Source organism: Streptomyces sp. UW30, assembly GCF_008042075.1.
GTDB lineage: Bacteria > Actinomycetota > Actinomycetes > Streptomycetales > Streptomycetaceae > Streptomyces.
In genome coordinates, this window is sequence record NZ_RDBN01000037.1 from 592189 (window position 1) to 611031 (window position 18843).

General features: G+C 69.3%; 15 protein-coding genes. 8 read left to right on the forward strand and 7 right to left on the reverse strand.

Annotated elements, in window-relative coordinates; translation table 11 throughout:
• Positions 1-108: 108 nt before the first annotated feature.
• From uvrB to EAO75_RS21305, 6 genes are all read left to right on the forward strand, one after another.
• Positions 109-2256 carry an excinuclease ABC subunit UvrB gene (uvrB, locus tag EAO75_RS21280; protein ID WP_147996651.1) on the forward strand — a complete coding sequence of 716 codons (2148 nt, stop codon included), beginning with the start codon at positions 109-111 and terminating at the stop codon, positions 2254-2256.
• Between the two features lie 198 nt (positions 2257-2454).
• Complete coding sequence (locus EAO75_RS21285; RefSeq protein ID WP_147996652.1) at positions 2455-3033, forward strand: TerD family protein; 579 nt, start codon at positions 2455-2457, stop codon at positions 3031-3033.
• Between the two features lie 61 nt (positions 3034-3094).
• Complete coding sequence (locus EAO75_RS21290; protein WP_147996653.1) at positions 3095-5164, forward strand: TerD family protein; 2070 nt, start codon at positions 3095-3097, stop codon at positions 5162-5164.
• 224 nt (positions 5165-5388) lie between these two features.
• Positions 5389-6390, forward strand: coding sequence for a TerC/Alx family metal homeostasis membrane protein (locus tag EAO75_RS21295; protein WP_147996654.1), 1002 nt, complete (start codon positions 5389-5391; stop codon positions 6388-6390).
• 138 nt (positions 6391-6528) lie between these two features.
• Entirely contained in the window at positions 6529-6831 is a 303-nt protein-coding gene (locus tag EAO75_RS21300) for a hypothetical protein (RefSeq protein WP_147998000.1), read from the forward strand.
• A 115-nt stretch (positions 6832-6946) separates the two neighbouring features.
• A complete protein-coding gene (locus EAO75_RS21305; RefSeq protein ID WP_147996655.1) occupies positions 6947-8047 on the forward strand; it encodes a calcium:proton antiporter in 1101 nt (366 codons plus the stop codon).
• Positions 8048-8070: 23 nt separating this feature from the next.
• Here the strand turns inward: EAO75_RS21305 and EAO75_RS21310 are convergent, their stop codons facing one another.
• Both EAO75_RS21310 and EAO75_RS21315 read right to left on the reverse strand, forming a co-directional pair.
• Positions 8071-9342 (reverse strand): MFS transporter, encoded by a 1272-nt coding sequence (locus EAO75_RS21310; RefSeq protein WP_147996656.1) that lies wholly within the window; start codon positions 9340-9342, stop codon positions 8071-8073.
• 94 nt (positions 9343-9436) lie between these two features.
• Positions 9437-10483: a S66 peptidase family protein gene (locus EAO75_RS21315; protein ID WP_147996657.1), complete on the reverse strand. Its 1047-nt coding sequence runs from the start codon at positions 10481-10483 to the stop codon at positions 9437-9439.
• Positions 10484-10587: 104 nt separating this feature from the next.
• On the opposite strand from EAO75_RS21315, the gene aroQ reads away from it, so the two are divergent.
• Complete coding sequence (gene aroQ, locus EAO75_RS21320) at positions 10588-11061, forward strand: type II 3-dehydroquinate dehydratase (RefSeq protein ID WP_147996658.1); 474 nt, start codon at positions 10588-10590, stop codon at positions 11059-11061.
• A gap of 50 nt (positions 11062-11111) precedes the next feature.
• On the opposite strand, the gene EAO75_RS21325 is transcribed toward aroQ, so the two are convergent.
• The 5 genes from EAO75_RS21325 to EAO75_RS21345 all read right to left on the reverse strand — a co-directional run bounded on the left by EAO75_RS21325 (position 11112) and on the right by EAO75_RS21345 (position 15519).
• Positions 11112-11840 carry an amino acid ABC transporter ATP-binding protein gene (locus EAO75_RS21325; protein WP_147998001.1) on the reverse strand — a complete coding sequence of 243 codons (729 nt, stop codon included), beginning with the start codon at positions 11838-11840 and terminating at the stop codon, positions 11112-11114.
• Between the two features lie 20 nt (positions 11841-11860).
• Positions 11861-12778 carry an amino acid ABC transporter permease gene (locus EAO75_RS21330; RefSeq protein ID WP_147996659.1) on the reverse strand — a complete coding sequence of 306 codons (918 nt, stop codon included), beginning with the start codon at positions 12776-12778 and terminating at the stop codon, positions 11861-11863.
• The gene (locus EAO75_RS21335) at positions 12775-13656 is read right to left on the reverse strand and encodes an ABC transporter substrate-binding protein (protein WP_147996660.1); all 882 of its coding nucleotides are present in this window, start codon (positions 13654-13656) and stop codon (positions 12775-12777) included. The genes EAO75_RS21330 and EAO75_RS21335 overlap by 4 nt, the downstream gene beginning before the upstream one ends.
• 449 nt (positions 13657-14105) lie before the next feature.
• The gene (locus EAO75_RS21340) at positions 14106-14762 is read right to left on the reverse strand and encodes an MBL fold metallo-hydrolase (protein WP_147996661.1); all 657 of its coding nucleotides are present in this window, start codon (positions 14760-14762) and stop codon (positions 14106-14108) included.
• 70 nt (positions 14763-14832) lie between these two features.
• Entirely contained in the window at positions 14833-15519 is a 687-nt protein-coding gene (locus EAO75_RS21345) for a maleylpyruvate isomerase family mycothiol-dependent enzyme (RefSeq protein WP_147996662.1), read from the reverse strand.
• 252 nt (positions 15520-15771) lie between these two features.
• On the opposite strand from EAO75_RS21345, the gene uvrA reads away from it, so the two are divergent.
• Entirely contained in the window at positions 15772-18828 is a 3057-nt protein-coding gene (gene uvrA, locus EAO75_RS21350) for an excinuclease ABC subunit UvrA (RefSeq protein ID WP_147996663.1), read from the forward strand.
• Positions 18829-18843 lie beyond the last annotated feature (15 nt).

Consider the following 18843-nt stretch of genomic DNA (forward strand, 5'->3'; position numbering starts at 1 on the left):
GCCGCCCCCCGCTGCGGCCCCGCCGCACCGCCGGAACCCGAGGCTCCAGGACCCCGCAGAACCACTGATCGGACCGCGTTGTCAGTGGGGGGTCGTACGGTGGATCCCATGCGGCCCGTTTCCAGCATCGAACGCACGGTGGCGCCCTTCGAGGTCGTCAGCCCCTACCAGCCCAACGGCGACCAGCCACAGGCAATCGCCGATCTCGCCCGGCGCATCGAAGCCGGTGAGAAGGACGTCGTCCTGCTCGGCGCGACCGGCACAGGCAAGTCCGCGACCACCGCGTGGATGATCGAGAAGCTCCAGCGCCCCACCCTGGTGATGGCCCCGAACAAGACACTGGCCGCCCAGCTGGCGAACGAGTTCCGCGAGCTCCTGCCGAACAACGCCGTCGAGTACTTCGTCTCCTACTACGACTACTACCAGCCCGAGGCCTACGTCCCGCAGTCGGACACCTACATCGAGAAGGACTCCTCGATCAACGAGGAGGTCGAGCGCCTGCGCCACTCCGCGACGAACTCGCTGCTCACCCGCCGCGACGTCATCGTGGTCGCCTCGGTCTCCTGCATCTACGGCCTCGGCACACCGCAGGAGTACGTGGACCGCATGGTCCCCCTCAGGGTCGGCGACGAGATCGACCGGGACCAACTGCTGCGCCGTTTCGTGGACATCCAGTACACGCGCAACGACCTTGCCTTCTCCCGGGGCACCTTCCGGGTGCGCGGCGACACCATCGAGATCTTCCCGGTCTACGAGGAGCTCGCCGTCCGCATCGAGATGTTCGGCGACGAGATCGAGGCCCTGTCCACGCTGCACCCGCTCACCGGCGAGATCATCAGCGACGACGAGCAGCTATACGTCTTCCCGGCCACCCACTACGTCGCGGGCCCCGAGCGCCTGGAGCGGGCCGTCAACGACATCGACAAGGAGCTGGGCGAGCGCCTCGCCGAACTGGAGAAGCAGGGCAAGCTCCTGGAGGCCCAGCGCCTGCGGATGCGGACGACGTACGACCTCGAGATGCTCCGCCAGATCGGCTCCTGCTCCGGTGTCGAGAACTACTCGATGCACTTCGACGGCCGTGAGCCCGGCTCCCCGCCGAACACCCTGCTGGACTACTTCCCGGACGACTTCCTGCTCGTCATCGACGAGTCGCACGTCACCGTGCCGCAGATCGGCGCCATGTACGAGGGCGACGCGTCCCGCAAGCGCACCCTCGTCGACCACGGCTTCCGCCTGCCCTCCGCCCTCGACAACCGTCCCCTGAAGTGGGAGGAGTTCCAGGAGCGGATCGGACAGACCGTCTATCTGTCGGCGACCCCGGGCAAGTACGAGCTCTCCCGCGGGGACGGCCAGGTCGAGCAGATCATCCGCCCCACCGGCCTCATCGACCCGGAAGTCGTCGTCAAGCCCACCGAGGGCCAGATCGACGACCTGGTGCACGAGATCCGGGCCCGCGTCGAGAAGGACGAGCGCGTCCTGGTCACCACCCTCACCAAGAAGATGGCCGAGGACCTCACGGCCTACTTCCTGGAGCTCGGCATCCACGTGCGCTACCTGCACAGCGACGTCGACACGCTGCGCCGTGTCGAGCTGCTGCGGGAGCTGCGCGCAGGCGAGTTCGACGTCCTGGTCGGCATCAACCTCCTGCGCGAGGGCCTCGACCTCCCCGAGGTGTCCCTGGTGGCGATCCTCGACGCCGACAAGGAGGGCTTCCTGCGTTCCGGCACCTCCCTCATCCAGACCATCGGCCGTGCGGCGCGCAATGTCTCCGGCCAGGTCCACATGTACGCCGACAAGATCACCCCGGCGATGGAGAAGGCCATCGACGAGACCAACCGCCGCCGGGAGAAGCAGGTCGCGTACAACAAGGCGAACGGCATCGACCCCCAGCCGCTGCGCAAGAAGATCAACGACATCGTCGCGCAGATCGCCCGCGAGGACGTCGACACCGAGCAGCTGCTCGGCAGCGGCTACCGCGCCAAGAAGGACGGCCGGGGCACCAAGGCCCCGGTGCCCTCGCTCGGCGACAAGGCGGCCAAGGGCGCGAAGGCGGCCAAGTCCGCCAAGGGCAAGGGCAAGGAGACGGTACCGACCGACCGGCCGGCGGCGGATCTCGCCGAGCAGATCGAGGAGTTGACGGAGCGTATGCGCGCCGCGGCCGCGGATCTGCAGTTCGAGATCGCGGCCCGGCTGCGCGACGAGGTGTCCGAGATGAAGAAGGAACTGCGTCAGATGAAGGAGGCCGGCCTGGCCTGACGGGCCCGCAGGGCGCCGGCCCGCACTGTGGGCCGGCGCCGCCCGCGTGGTTGTCCACCGGCTCCCCGTACTCGCTGTGTTGCAAGACCGACACAAAGTGGGGACCGGGGTACGTCACTGTCAGTGCCCCTGCGTAGGGTTCTCGTCATCCGCGGACTCCGCGGCCAACAGGGGACAGTTCGAGAGGGGAATCAGCACGTGACCGTCAACATGACCAAGGGTCAGGCAATCAGTCTGCAGAAGAACGACGGAGGCAGCCTGACCGCGGTGCGCATGGGTCTCGGCTGGCAGGCGGCTCCCCGGCGCGGCCTGTTCGGCTCGCGCACGCGGGAGGTCGACCTCGACGCCTCGGCCGTCCTGTTCGCGGACAAGCAGCCCGTCGACGTCGTCTTCTTCCGCCACCTGGTGAGTGACGACGGCTCGGTGCGCCACACCGGTGACAACCTCGTCGGCGGTGTCGGCCAGGGCGGCGACGACGAGGCGATCCTCGTCGACCTCGCCCGCATCCCGGTCCACATCGACCAGATCGTCTTCACCGTGAACTCCTTCACGGGCCAGACCTTCCAGGAGGTGCAGAACGCGTTCTGCCGCCTGGTCGACGAGACCAACGGCCAGGAGCTCGCCCGCTACACGCTCGCGGGCGGCGGCGCCTACACGGCCCAGATCATGGCGAAGGTGCACCGCACGGGCCCGGGCTGGGCGATGACGGCCCTCGGTACCCCGGCCAACGGCCGCACCTTCCAGGACCTGATGCCGGCGATCCTGCCGCACCTGTAGGACACGTAAGGCGCCCGGCGGGCGGCACACGACACGACAACTGACACAGGGGGACGAAGGCATGACGGCCGAGCTGGTGCGGGGGCAGAACCACCCGCTCTCCCAGGCCCGTCTGGAGATCCGGGTCTCGGCCGGCACGCCGATCGTGGCCGCCGCCACGCTCGGCGACGAGCAGGGCAGGATCCACGGCGTCGAATGGGTGGCCCACCCCGGCGCCCCGACCCTGCCCGGCCTCGAGGTCTCCCGGCAGGCGGCCGCGGACCATCGTCTCGCGGTGGACCTGGACGCCATGCCGGAAGCCGTCCACCGTGTCAGTGTGCTGCTCGCCCTGCCGACGGGGGGCGCAGGCCCGACCCGCTTCGGCGCCGTCCCGACCCCGTTCGTCGCGGTCACCGGCCTCGACGGCACCGAGGTCGCCAGCTACACCGTCACCGGCCTGGAGGCCGAGTCCGCCGTCGTCGCCCTGGAGCTCTACCGCCGCCAGGGCGCCTGGAAGGTCCGCGCCATCGGCCAGGGTTACGCCGGCGGCCTCGCCGATCTCTTCACCGACCAGGGACTGCCCCAGGCCCACCAACTCGCCGGCGGCATCAACGAAGCGGTGGCCCAGGGCGTGGCCCGCTCGATTCCGGCACCCCCGCCGCGCGCGGACGGTGACCGTTCCCGGCAGGCCGCCGCGCCGGCACTGGGTCCGGACCAGAGCGGTACCGCGCCGCAGGGCGCCACCGGCCCCGCGTCACCCCAGCCGACGTCGCCCTACGGCAACCAGACGCCCGGCCAGCCGACCCCTCCGCCGAACTCCCCGTACGGCACGCAGGGCCCGGGCATGCCGGGACAGCCCGCGCCGCAGCCGTCGTATCAGGGCGGAACCGGCGCCGGCGACCCCGGCCAGCCGTCGACTCCCACGTCCGGCGGCCCGATCGACTACAGCCACCCGCGCCGGCAGAACGCGGCTCCGCCGCCGCCCCCGCCGACTGCGCCCCCGGCGCAGCCCGGACAGCCCGCGCAGCCCGTCGCGGGCGATGCCACCGGCTGGTCCATGGACGAGCGGCTGTACAACCAGGTGTGGGGCATGTTCGAGGACCTGGCCCGCACGACCGCCGCGTATCGCAGCGCGGTCGACTTCGCCGACTCGCGCATGGACAAGGAACTCGACCAGGTCCTGTCGGACCCGCGCAGCCGGATCGGCGGCCAGGGCGACGCCGCCCGCGAGGCGGCCCAGGCCAAGCACGCACAGCTCGTCAACCAGGCCAGGGCGACGCTCGACAGGGACCTCGCCCAGCTCACCGCGGAGTCCGAGGTCGTCGAACCCGCGCTGCCGCCCGCCTACGCGCGCTGGGACAACCCCGTCTGGCACGGCTACCGCGTTCCGATGGAGATCCCCATGGCCCTGCGCCTGGGTGAGCTCCACCTCCCCGAGAGCGCCGAGTTGCACATCCCGATGCTGATCCGGCTGCCGCTGGAGCGCGGCCTGTGGATCGACAGCGGACGCGGTGGATCACTCGACGGCTCCTTCACCGACTCCCACGACATGCGCCGTCTCGCGATGGAGACGGCTGTGGCGCACGCGGCCCGGCTGCTCGCCGTCTATCCGGCGGGCGAGTTCACGGTGCACGTCATCGATCCGGCCGGCTCGGGCGCGCAGGCGCTCGCACCCCTCGTGCAGACCGGTGTGCTCGCGGCCCCGCCCGCCGTGGGTGCGGCCGGAGTCGCGGACGTCCTCGCGCGACTCACGCAGCGCGTCGACCTGGTGCAGATGGCGTTGCGCGCCGGCGYGCCCGACTCGCTGCCGCCCGACTTCGACACCGCCCAGCAGCTGCTGATCGTCAACGACTTCCCGCACGGCTTCGACGACCGGGCCGTGAACCAGCTGCGCTACCTGGCGGACGAGGGTCCCGCCGTCGGCGTCCACCTGATGATGGTCGCCGACCGCGAKGAGGCCGCCGGCTACGGCCCGCTGCTCGACCCGCTGTGGCGTGCGCTGATGCGACTCACCCCGGTGCCGGACGATCACCTCGCGGACCCGTGGGTGGGGCACGCCTGGACCTACGAGCCCCCGCTCGTGCCGCCCGGCAGCCAGGTCCTCCAGCACGTGCTGGCGCAGGTTGCGGCAGCCCGCTCCAAGCACAGGTAAAGAGCCTCTGACCTGCACACTTGGCATTTCTTTTGCCAAGCACTTTACCTTTCCTTGGTGATTGAGGTACTGTTTGTCCCACGGAGGGGAGTACTCCCTGTCTGCTGCGGCGTACCCGTCAATACGGATCAGGCCAGATCCCGGGGCGTCGGCCCATCTTGGGTGGAAGAGACCTCCGGCGCGCGACGACGCTGACATTTGCCGTTACGACTGCCGGAGGCGCAGTGGAAGTTTCCACGACCCTATGGGTCCTGACCATCGTGGGCCTTGCCGCCCTGATCGCGGTCGATTTCTTCATCGGCCGCAAGCCGCACGACGTATCAATCAAGGAAGCCGGAATCTGGACGGTCGTCTGGATCGCCCTGGCGGGCCTCTTCGGGCTCGGCCTGCTGATCTTCGGTGGCGGACAGGCCGGCGGTGAGTTCTTCGCCGGCTTCATCACCGAGAAGTCGCTGAGTGTCGACAACCTCTTCGTCTTCGTTCTGATCATGGCGAAGTTCGCCGTGCCGTCCCAGTACCAGCAGCGAGTGCTGCTGGTCGGTGTCCTCATAGCCCTGGTGCTGCGCGCGATCTTCATCGCCGCGGGCGCCGCCATCATCACCAGCTTCTCGTGGGTGTTCTACCTCTTCGGCGCCTTCCTCATCTACACCGCCTGGAAGCTCATCCAGGAGGCCCGGGCCGACGAGGATGACGAGGAGTTCGAGGAGAACAAGCTGCTCAAGGCCGCCGAGCGCAAGTTCGGTGTCGCCGACCGCTACCACGGCACCAAGCTGTGGATCCGGGAGAACGGCAAGCGGGTCATGACCCCGATGCTGGTCGTGATGCTCGCGATCGGCACCACGGACGTGCTCTTCGCCCTGGACTCCATCCCGGCGATCTTCGGCCTGACGCAGGACCCGTACATCGTGTTCACGGCCAACGCGTTCGCGCTGATGGGTCTCAGGCAGCTGTACTTCCTCATCGGCGGTCTGCTGAGGAAGCTGGTCCACCTCAGCTACGGCCTGTCGATCATCCTCGGCTTCATCGGCGTGAAGCTGGTGCTGCACGCCCTGCACGAGTCCGGGGTCCACGTCCCCGAGATCAGCATCCCGGTCTCGCTCGGCGTGATCTGCTCGGTCCTGATCGTCACGACGATCACCAGCCTCCGGGCCTCCAAGAAGCAGGCGGCGGCCGAGGCGGCGCAGGAGCGGAGCGAAGGCGCTCCGAAGGACAGCATCGACGTCTGACCACGTCGGACGTAGGAAGAACCAACACCGGGAGTGGTGCCCAGCGAATTGCCGAGCACCGCTCCCGGTGCTTCTTTGGGTGCTGGGTGTCCCGGCCGGGGACACCACGGCAGGGTGGAGGCACTCGTGGACGCACCCATGAAGTTCGTGCAGATCATCGACTTCGAGACCGACCGCATCGACGAGATGCGCGAGCTGGCCCAAGAGACCGAACAGCTCCTCGCGGGCCGCAGCGGCGGTCCCACGCGCCGACTCGTCCTCAAGGACAGGGCGCAGGCCAACCGCTACCTCGTAGTGATCGAGTTCGACTCCTACGAGGACGCCATGCGCAACAGCGAAGAGCCCGAGACGACCAAGTTCGCGGAGCAGATGGCCGCGCTGTGCACCACGCCGCCGTCGTTCACGGACTGCGACGTACAGGAGATGACCGATTTCGCGTAGCGACATACGAAGCACAGGGGCCCCGCATCCCGAGGTTCATCCCGAGGGCGCGGGGCCACCTGACCACCCCACCGACCGGAATGCGAACCCTCAAGGCCTCTGCGACGATCGCTCCATGATCGCTCGGCTCAGGCCGCTCACTACCCAGTGGACGACCCTCGTGCCGGTGCTCGCGGTCGTCCTGCTGGTCTTCACCTGGGGACGGGACCTGCCCGGCGCGGTCGTCGCGCTGGTGACGCTGATCCTGGCCGGGGCGGTTCTGGCCGCCGTGCACCACGCCGAAGTGATCGCCCACCGGGTCGGCGAACCCTTCGGCTCCCTCGTCCTCGCCGTCGCCGTCACGATCATCGAGGTCGCCCTGATCGTGACCCTGATGGCGGACGGTGGCGACAAGAGCTCCACCCTCGCCCGGGACACGGTCTTCGCCGCCGTGATGATCACCTGCAACGGCATCGTCGGCCTGTGCCTGCTGGTCGCCTCGCTGCGGCACCGCACGGCCGTCTTCAACCCCGAGGGCACCGGTGCCGCCCTCGCGACGGTGGCCACCCTGGCCACGCTCAGTCTGGTGCTGCCGACGTTCACCACCAGCAAGCCCGGCCCGGAGTTCTCCGGCGTACAGCTGACGTTCGCCGCGATCTCCTCGCTGATCCTGTACGGCCTGTTCGTGACGACGCAGACCGTCCGCCACCGGGACTACTTCCTCCCCATCACCCGGCAGGGCGACGTGATCACCGTGGACGACCACGCCGACGCGCCCACCCGTCGCATGGCCCTGATCAGCCTCGGGCTGCTGGGCCTGGCCCTGATCGGCGTGGTGGGCCTGGCCAAGGGGGTCTCGCCGACCATCGAGTCCGGAGTGGCGGCGGCCGACCTGCCGCATGCCGTCGTCGGCGTGATCATCGCCCTGCTGGTGCTGCTCCCGGAGACGATCGCCGCGCTGCGCTCCGCCCGCCGTGACCGCGTGCAGACCAGTCTCAACCTTGCTCTCGGCTCGGCGATGGCCAGCATCGGCCTGACCATCCCGGCGGTGGCCCTGGCTTCGATCTGGCTCTCGGGTCCGCTCGTCCTCGGCCTCGGCCCCACTCACATGGTGCTGCTCGCCCTGACGGTGGTGGTGAGCTCCCTGACGGTCGTACCGGGGCGGGCGACACCGCTCCAGGGCGGCGTCCACCTGGTGCTGTTCGCGGCGTATCTGGAGCTCGCGATCAACCCGTGAAGCCGTGTCGGCCGCGGAGCCAGTCACCCGGTGGCGGGCTCCGCAGCCGGCGCAGGCACCGGACGCGTCTCGGGCAGCAGCGCGAAGCACCCCAGACTGAGCAGCGCGACCCCGGTGAGATACGCCCCCACACCCCAGGGCACCCGACCTCCCTGCTCGACGAGCGCCGTGGCCACGATCGGCGTGAGCGCGCCCCCGAGGACTCCGCCGAGGTTGTAGCCCACCGCGGCGCCGGTGCAGCGCACCCGGGGCTCGTACAGCTCGGGCAGATACGCGGCGATCACGGCGAACATCGTGATGAACGAGAGCATCGCCCCGAGGAAGCCCAGGAACATCAGCAGCGGCTCACCCGTGGCGAGCAGAGCGACCAGCGGGAACATCCACAGGGCGGACGCGGTGCACCCGATCAGGCACAGCGGCCGGCGGCCGTACCGATCGCCGAGGATCGCGACGACCGGTGTGAGCGAGCCCTTCACCACTACCGCGCCCATGATGCAGGTCAGCATGACGCCCCGACTCACACCGAGCTGCTCGGTGGCGTAGGCGAGGGACCAGGTCGTCACGGTGTAGAAGATCGCGTATCCGATCGACAGCGCCCCGGCCGTCAGCAGTACGAGCCGCCAGTGGCCGCGCGCGACCTCGGCGAGCGGCACACGCGCGGGCTCGTCGATTTCGAGGAACCGGGGACTCTCGGTGAGCGACGACCGCAGCCACAGCCCCACGATCGCGAGCACGCCCGCCGCCCAGAACGGCACCCGCCAGCCCCACGCGGCGAACTGCGCCTCGGACAGGGTCGCCGACAGCCCCAGCACCACACCGTTGGCGAGCAGGAAGCCCAGCGCCGGCCCGACCTGCGGAAAGCTCGACCACAGACCGCGCCGCCCCTCGGGCGCGTGCTCCACGGTCAGCAGGACGGCGCCGCCCCATTCGCCGCCGAGTCCGAGCCCCTGCAGAAAGCGCAGCACGAGCAGCAGCAGGGGAGCGGCCATCCCGATCGTGTCGTACGTCGGTACGCAGCCGACCGCGACCGTGGAGGCGCCGGTCAGCAGGAGTGAGGCGATCAGGACCGGCCGGCGTCCGCGCCGGTCCCCGATGTGCCCGAACAGCACCGAACCCAGGGGCCGCGCGATGAAGCCGACCCCGAAGGTCGCGAAGGCGGCCAGGGTCCCCGCCACCGGCGAGAAGGTCGGGAAGAACAGCGGCCCCAGGACCAGTGCCGCCGCGGTCCCGTAGACGAAGAAGTCGTAGAACTCGATGGCCGTCCCGGCGAGCGAGGCGGCCGAGAGCCGCAACATGGAGGGCGCCCTTACGGTGCGTGCGTCGTGCATGCTGCGTCAACTACCCACGGTGACCACCGGTTACGGGGGCGCGCGGGGGCGGTCGGCCTCGTCAGTATGTGACGGTGATGCGCCGGGCGGCCCCGTCGACGCGGACGTAGCCGCCGTAAGGGATCACGAGTTGTGGATCGGTGTGGCCGAAGTCCACGTCGAAGACGATCAGCGTGTTGGGGGCATACACGCCCATGGCGCGCAGCACGGCCTCGCGCTGCTCGGTGGCGTAACGAGCGGCTTCCTCCGGGCCGTTGGGCTGCTCGAAGGACCACGTCTTCGCACGGCCCATCAACAGTGCCGAGAAGCGCTGGAGCAGTCCGCGCTCGCCCATGTTCCTCAGCGTCCAGAAGACCTCGTCGGCGCTCGGCATCTCCTCCGACGTCTCCAGCAGCAGCACACCACCGTCGAACTCCGAGAGGTCCTGCGGGATCTCCCGGTCCGCCATCAGCAGCCAGCCGACGATCTCCAGGCAGCCGCCCCAACTGCGGCCTTCCACCACCTGGTCGGCATTCACCCAGCTCCATCCGGTGCCGGGCCGCGTCTGCGGCTCCGCGTCGAAGGTCGCCGGGTCGGCCCAGTCCCGGTTGATGTCGTTCCAGCGTTCGGCCGGGCGCAGCTCGTACTCACCCGAGGTGAACAGCGCCGCCCGCAGGGAGTCGGCGGTCTGCGGGTGCATGGTGCCGGGACGGCCCAGCTCGCACATCACGCTCGTGCCGTGATAGCCGATGATCCCGGTGTTGCGGAGGAACATGAGCAGGTTCGTGTTGTCGCTCATCCCGAAGAACGGCTTCGGGTTCGCCCGGATCAACTCCCGGTCCAGCAGCGGCAGCACGGTGATCTGGTCGTCGCCGCCGATCGAGGCGATGACCGCCTTGATGCCGGGGTCGGCGAAGGCGGCGTGGAGGTCGTCGGCGCGCTCCTGCGGCGTCGCGCCCATCTTGCGGGTCGTCGGGTACTCGACTGGTTCGAGCCCGTAGTCCTTGCGCAGCCGCTCCAGGCCCAGTTCGTAGGGGAGCGGGAACAGTCCGGGCAGGCCCGCGGCGGCCGAGACGATGGCGACGCGATCACCCGGGGAGGGCTTGGCAGGGTACGAGATCGTGGTCATGCCCGGAGGGTAGGCGGCGAGGCACGGCCGGCGCATCGTGATAAACCGGGGTCTGAGCAGCGGTCATCGATGGACCGCCCCACCGCGAACGGACCGGAGGAACCGTGCCCCGCACCCTGGCCAACGCCCCGATCATGATCCTCAACGGCCCCAACCTGAACCTGCTCGGCCAGCGCCAGCCGGAGATCTACGGCTCCGAGACCCTGGCCGATGTCGAGGCCCTGTGCGCCAAGGCGGCGGCCGCGCACGGCGGCACGATCGACTTCCGGCAGTCCAACCACGAGGGTGAGCTGGTTGACTGGATCCACGAGGCACGGCTGAACCACTGCGGGATCGTGATCAACCCCGGTGCCTACTCGCACACCTCCGTGGCGATCCTGGATGCGCTCAACACCTGTGACGGCATTCCGGTGTTGGAGGTCCACATCTCCAACATCCACAAGCGCGAGTCCTTCCGGCACCACTCCTACGTCTCGCTGCGCGCCGACGGGGTCATCGCGGGGTGCGGTGTGCAGGGTTATGTGTTCGGTGTGGAGCGGGTCGCGGCGCTGGCGGGGGCGGGGCAGGCCGACACGTGAGAGGTGAATGGGGAGGGCTGTAAGGACCACTCGACCATGGCGAGCGGTCCTTACAGGCGTCCCGCCTCCACGATCCGCCGCAGGAAGCGCCGGGTGCGTTCCTGCTGCGGATCACCGAAGATCTGCTCGGCCGTGCCGCGCTCCAGCACCACGCCTCCGTCCAGAAAGCAAACCTGGTCGGCAACCTCGCGGGCGAACCCCATCTCGTGCGTGGCCAGCACCATCGTCATCCCGTCCGCCTTCAAGTCACGGACGACGGCGAGGACTTCGCCCACCAGCTCGGGGTCGAGGGCGGCGGTGATCTCGTCGAGCAGCAGCAGCCGCGGACGTACGGCCAGGGCGCGGACGAGCGCGACGCGCTGCTGCTGACCGCCGCTCAGCCGGTCCGGGTACTCGCCCGCCCGGTCGGCCAGCCCCAGCCGCTCCAGCAGCTCACGCGCGTGTGCCTCGGCCTCGGCACGGGACTGCCCGTGCACCCGGCGCGGGGCGAGGGTGATGTTCTCCAGGACCGTCATGTGCGGGAAGAGGTTGTACGCCTGGAACACCACGCCGATACGGCGACGTACGGCGTCCTGGTCGACGCGCGGGTCGGTGATCTCCTCGCCGTCCAGCCAGATCGCGCCGTCGTCGATGTCCTCCAGCAGGTTCGCGCACCGCAGCAGCGTGGACTTGCCGGAGCCGGAGGCGCCGATCAGTGCGGTCACCGTGTGCGGGGCGACCTCCAGGTCGACGTCCCGCAGCACCACCGAGTCGCCGAAGGTCTTGCGGACGGACTCCATGCGCAGCACAGGTGCGTCGCTCACAGGGCTCCTCCTTGGGCGCGCCGGCGGTCCATGCGGGCCGTCACCCAGTCCGTGAAGCGGGTCATCGGGATGGTCAGCGCCACGAAGATCAGGCCGGCGACGATGTAGGGCGTGTAGTTGAGGCTGCGGCCCACGATGATGTCCGCGGCCCGTACGGCGTCCACCGCGCCGCCGATCGACACCAGCCCGGTGTCCTTCTGCAACGACACCAGGTCGTTCAGCAGCGGCGGCACCTGACGGCGTACGGCCTGGGGCAGGACGACATGCCGCAGCGCCTGCCGGTTGGTGAGTCCGAGGGAGCGTGCCGCGGCGCGCTGCGAGGGGTGGACGGACTCGATGCCCGCGCGGAACACCTCGGCCACGTACGCCGAATACGTCAGCGTCAGTGCCGTACCGCCCAGCAGCACCGGATCGACGGTCACGCCCTGGAGCCGCAGCGCGGGGACGCCGAGCACGACGATCATGAGGTTAATGATGAGCGGAAGGCCCCGGAAGAAGTCCGTGTACGCGGCCGCCAGTGCCCGCAGCGGGAAGAACACCGGGCCGCGCAGTGTGCGGGCGACGGCGATGAGCATCCCGAGGACAAGCACGGCCGCCCCGCAGATGAGCAGCAGCCGGACGTTGAGCCACAGCCCTTCGAGGACCTTGGGGAACGCCTCGCGCGCGTACCCCCAGTCGAAGAACGTCTCCTTGGTCCTCGCCCAGCCCGGCGCGTTCACCACGACCAGGTAGAGGACGACGCCGGTGACCAGGGTGGAGAGGGCGGCGATGGCCGTGGCTCGGCGGGCGCGGGCACGCTTGTAGCGCTCGCGGTCGAGACGCCGCTGCGAGGGGACGTAGCCGTCGCCCCCGCCGGACATGCCGCCGTTGTCGTCCGCGCCGTCCTGGCCGGACTCCTCCTTCGTGACCGTCACTTGAGTACCGGGGCGTCGACGGCGTCGGACAGCCACTGCTGCTCGAGCTTGTCCAGGGTGCCGTCCTCACGCAGGGCGTCCACGGCGTCCGTCACACACGAAGTGAGCGCGCTGCCCTTGTCGAGCACGAGCCCGAACTGCTCGGGCGCAGCGCCCTGGTTCTCGAACTGGCCGACGATCGTCGCGTCCGTCACCTCGGCCGCGGTGATGTAGAACGCGGTCGGCAGATCGACCACGATGGCGTCGACCTGCCCATTCTTCAGCGCCGACTTGGCCTGGTCGTTCTTCGCGTACGCGGCGGCCTCCTGGGTCGGCTTCACCACGTCGTCGATGTAGTTCAGGCTGGTGGTGCCGACCTGTGCGCCCAGCTTGAGGCCCTTCAGATCGGCGATGCTCTTCGCCTTGGCGGCCTTGGTGTCCTTCAGTGCGATGACGGCCTGGCGGACGTCGTAGTAGCCGGACGAGAAGTCCACGGCCTTCTTGCGCTCGTCGCTGATCGACACCTGGTTGATGTCGAAGTCGAAGGTCTTCTCGCCGGGCGCGAAGGCCTTGTTGAAGGGGACGCTCTGCCAGACGACGGCGCTCTTGTCGTAGCCGAGCTGCTTCGCCACGGTGTAGGCGACCGCCGACTCGAAGCCCTCGCCGCCCGCGGGCTTGTCGTCCTTGAACCAGGGTTCGTACGCCGGCTCGTCGGTGGCGATGGTCAGCTTGCCGGAGGTCTTCGTGGCCAACTCGCCCTTGGCGCAGGTCCCGGCCGAACCGGACGACGCGTCGGCGGCCTTGTCCTCCGGCTGCGGAGCACAGCCGAGAGCGGTGGCGAGCAGGGCGGTCGTGGCGACGGCGACGGCGCGGCGCAGGGCGTGGGGGGCAGGGTGCATGGCGCGAGATTGACAGTACATCGTCGTCTTTGTCGAGATCACGACGGTGAAAGTCCGCATATTGGGAACGGGTGTTGCGGTCCTGTGAACACGTCCCGCGGCACGCCACCGGGAACACTCAGCGCGGCCGGCGTGGGACGAGCTTGCCGGGGCCGCCGGTCGAGGGCGGGGATTGAGAGACCGGCGGCCCTTTCCGCTCAGGAGCCGTCATCCTGGCGGGGCTGCTTCCAGTTGACTGCGCAACCACGTGCGCCGGGAGCGCGCGTTTGACACCAGCGCGTGTGAACGATTCACACGGGGCGCGTGCGCGGGGGCGCACGCTCGCCGCGCTCGTGCTCCATCGCATCCGGGCGCGTGTGCCGCGCGTTCACGAGCCCGACGCGCTGTTATGAGCCCTGCACGCTCCCGCTCGGCGCGCCTGCCAGCCCCGCGCCTACCAAGCCCCGTGCTTACCAGCCCCGCGCGCGCCACTCCGGCAGATGCGGCCGCTCGGCGCCCAGCGACGTGTCGTTGCCGTGCCCGGGGTAGACCCACGTCTCGTCGGGCAGTGGGCCGAAGATCTTCGTCTCGACGTCGTGGATCAGGCTGTCGAACGCCTTCGGATCCTTGCGGGTGTTGCCCACACCGCCGGGGAACAGACAGTCCCCGGTGAACACATGGGGATGCCCGTGCGGGTCGTCGTAGACGAGCGCGATCGAACCCGGCGTGTGCCCGACCAGGTGGCGCGCGGTGAGCTCCACCTGCCCCACCCGGATGGTGTCGCCGTCGTCGACCAGGACCTCGGTCGGCACCGGGATGCCGTCGGCGTCGTCCCGGCCGGCGTACGTGCGCGCGCCAGTGGCCTCGACGACCGCGGCGAGCGCCTGCCAGTGGTCGCCGTGCTGGTGCGTGGTGACGACGGACGCGATGCCGTCGTCACCGATCATGCCGATCAGCGTGTCCGCGTCGTTGGCGGCGTCGATCAGCAGCTGCTCGTCCGTGGCCCGGCAGCGCAGCAGATAGGCGTTGTTGTCCATCGGGCCGACCGCGATCTTGGTGATCATCAGGTCCTTGAGCTCATGCACGTCGGCGGGGCCACCGACCGTCACCTGTCCGCTGTACGTCATGTCAGCAGCCTATAGCGGCCGGGCGGACGAGGGCCCTCCCGGCGTTACGCGGACGAGGGCCCTCCCGGCGCTACAGCGGGGGCAGCGACGGCAGCGAGCCGCCCGCCACCGTCAGTCCCGACCCGTCGCGCCGCCCGGCGAGCCAGCCGAGCAGGTCGGGTGCGGTGCCTCGGACGGTGACCTCGGGAGCGCCCGCTTCCCGGCCCGTGCTCCACGCGCGCGTGCCGTCCGTGAGCTCGGTCGGCGGCACATCGGGGTGCCCGGCGAAACGCTCCGAGAGGAAGTCGATCTCCCGCTCGAGGAACTCCGCCGACAGGTCCTCCAACTCGTACCCGATTCCGAGATCGACGTGGTGCAGATCCACCTCGACCCAGCGCCGGAACGGCACCCGGGCCGCCGCGTCGGTGACCCCGTTGCGGAGCTCGACCGTGCGTGCCCAGTCCGCGGGCACGGCACCCGCTTCCTGGAAGCGGCCGCCGCTCTCACGCACGTCGGCGAGCTGGACGTCGAGGGCGCGCGGGGCGTCGCGCTCGATGTCGGCGTCCCGGGCGGTGGCGGAGACGTACATGGGACGTCCTTCAAGGACGTTCACGAGGGCGTCCGCATTGCGGGCGATGTGCGCGAGGACATGGCCGCGGCTCCAGCCGGGGAGCCGTGACGGCTCGGCCACCGAGGCGTTGTCCAGTTTGGCCGCTGCGGTGAGCAGCCGATCGGTCGCTTCACGTACAGACACCAGGTCACGAGCGTGATCAATCATGGTGCTGACACTAGCCCCGCCACACCTTTGGGTGAAGGTGGTGAACGAGTGCCGTAAATCGAATGCGCGTGCTATAGGGTCGGTCGTGGCGTCGGGCATGCTGGATGGCCGGGGATTGTTACCGCATCCGGGAATCCGACCGGCGTTGTCAGTGGCGCCCCCTAGTCTGAGAAAGCACGGGGGGACTCGAGTCCGAGAACACACGGGGGCCTCGCCCCCTTGTCACTTCTCTCAAGAAAGGTGCGGACCGGCGTGGCCGACCGTCTCATCGTCCGTGGCGCGCGCGAGCACAACCTGAAGAATGTCTCGCTCGATCTGCCACGCGACTCGCTCATCGTCTTCACGGGCCTGTCGGGGTCGGGCAAGTCCTCGCTGGCCTTCGACACCATCTTCGCCGAGGGACAGCGGCGCTACGTGGAGTCACTGTCGTCGTACGCCCGGCAGTTCCTCGGTCAGATGGACAAGCCGGACGTCGACTTCATCGAGGGTCTGTCCCCGGCGGTCTCCATCGACCAGAAGTCGACCTCGCGCAACCCGCGCTCGACGGTCGGCACCATCACCGAGGTCTACGACTACCTGCGTCTGCTCTTCGCGCGCATCGGCAAGCCGCACTGCCCCGAGTGCGGCCGGCCGATCTCCCGCCAGTCGCCGCAGGCCATCGTCGACAGGGTCCTGGAGCTGCCGGAGGGGAGCCGCTTCCAGGTGCTGTCGCCGCTGGTGCGCGAGCGCAAGGGCGAGTTCGTCGACCTCTTCGCAGACCTCCAGACCAAGGGCTACTCACGCGCGCGTGTGGACGGCGAGACGATCCAGCTCTCCAGCCCGCCCACGCTGAAGAAGCAGGAGAAGCACACCATCGAGGTGGTCGTCGACCGCCTCACGGTGAAGGACTCCGCCAAGCGCCGCCTCACCGACTCCGTGGAGACCGCCCTCGGGCTGTCCGGCGGCATGATCGTGCTCGACTTCGTCGACCTCCCCGAGGACGACCCCGAGCGCGAGCGCATGTACTCGGAGCACCTTTACTGCCCGTACGACGACCTCTCCTTCGAGGAGCTGGAGCCGCGCTCCTTCTCCTTCAACTCGCCGTTCGGCGCCTGCCCCGAGTGCAGCGGCATCGGCACGCGCATGGAGGTCGACGCCGAGCTGATCGTCCCGGACGAGGACAAGTCCCTCGACGAGGGCGCCATCCACCCCTGGTCGCACGGCCACACCAAGGACTACTTCGGCCGCCTGATCGGCGCCCTCGCCGACGCGCTGGGCTTCCGGACCGACATCCCCTTCGCGGGCCTGCCGCAGCGCGCCAGGAAGGCCCTGCTCTACGGCCACAAGACGCAGATCGAGGTCCGGTACCGCAACAGGTACGGCCGGGAGCGCGTGTACACGACGCCCTTCGAAGGCGCCGTCCCCTTCGTGAAGCGCCGGCACGGCGAGGCCGAGAGCGACGCGAGCCGGGAGCGCTTCGAGGGCTATATGCGCGAGGTGCCCTGCCCCACCTGTGAGGGCACGCGACTGAAGCCGATCGTCCTCGCGGTCACGATCATGGAGAAGTCGATCGCCGAGGTCTCCGCGATGTCGATCAGTGACTGCGCGGAGTTCCTGGGCGAGYTGAAGCTCAACGCCCGCGACAAGAAGATCGCCGAGCGGGTACTGAAGGAGGTCAACGAGCGGCTGAGGTTCCTGGTCGACGTCGGCCTGGACTACCTCTCGCTGAACCGCGCGGCCGGCACCCTCTCCGGTGGCGAGGCCCAGCGCATCCGCCTGGCCACCCAGATCGGCTCCGGACTCGTCGGCGTGCTCTACGTCCTCGACGAGCCGTCCATCGGCCTGCACCAGCGCGACAACCACCGGCTCATCGAGACCCTCGTCAGGCTGCGCGACATGGGCAACACGCTCATCGTCGTCGAGCACGACGAGGACACCATCAAGACCGCCGACTGGATCGTCGACATCGGCCCCGGCGCCGGCGAGCACGGCGGCAAGGTCGTACACAGCGGCTCCCTGAAGGAGCTGCTCGCCAACGCCGAGTCGCAGACCGGCCAGTACCTGGCCGGCAAGAAGTCGATCCCGTTGCCCGACATCCGCCGCCCGCAGGACCCCTCCCGCCGCCTCACGGTGCACGGCGCCCGGGAGAACAACCTGCAGGACATCGACGTCTCGTTCCCGCTGGGCGTCTTCACGGCCGTCACGGGCGTGTCCGGCTCCGGCAAGTCGACGCTGGTCAACGACATTCTGTATACGCACCTTGCCCGCGAACTGAACGGCGCCCGCAATGTCCCGGGGCGGCACACGCGCGTGGACGGCGACGACCTCGTCGACAAGGTCGTCCACGTCGACCAGTCGCCCATCGGCCGCACCCCGCGCTCGAATCCGGCGACTTACACCGGCGTCTTCGACCACATTCGCAAGCTGTTCGCCGAGACCACCGAGGCGAAGGTCCGCGGCTACATGCCGGGCCGCTTCTCCTTCAACGTCAAGGGCGGCCGCTGCGAGAACTGCGCGGGCGACGGCACCATCAAGATCGAGATGAACTTCCTCCCGGACGTGTATGTCCCGTGCGAGGTCTGCCACGGCGCCCGGTACAACCGGGAGACCCTGGAAGTCCACTACAAGGGCAAGTCCATCTCCGAGGTCCTGAACATGCCGATCGAAGAGGCCATGGACTTCTTCGAGGCCGTCCCGGCGATCAACCGCCACCTCAAGACGCTGAACGACGTCGGTCTCGGCTACGTCCGGCTCGGCCAGTCCGCGACCACTCTGTCCGGCGGTGAGGCGCAGCGGGTGAAGCTCGCCAGCGAGCTCCAGAAGCGCTCCACCGGCCGTACGGTCTACGTCCTCGACGAGCCGACCACCGGTCTGCACTTCGAGGACATCAGCAAGCTGCTGAAGGTCCTCTCCGGTCTGGTCGACAAGGGCAACACGGTCATCGTCATCGAGCACAACCTCGACGTGATCAAGACCGCCGACTGGCTCGTGGACATGGGCCCCGAGGGCGGCGCCGGCGGTGGCCTCGTCATCGCCGAGGGCACGCCCGAGCAGGTCGCCGCGGTGCCCACCAGCCACACCGGCAAGTTCCTGCGCGAGATCCTCGATCCCGACCGCATCAGCGACGCGACCTCGGTGAAGGCACCGCGCAAGGCGGCGGCCAAGAAGGCGGTCGCTGCGGGGTCGGTGGCGAAGAGGACGGCGACGGCCAGGACCACGAAGACGGCCAACAGCAAGGCCACCGACAAGGCGGCCGGGGCCACGAAGAAGGCGGCCGCCGCGAAGAAGGCGACGCCTGCGAAGAAGACGACGCGAGCCCGCAAGGCCTGACACAGGCGGGCAGCG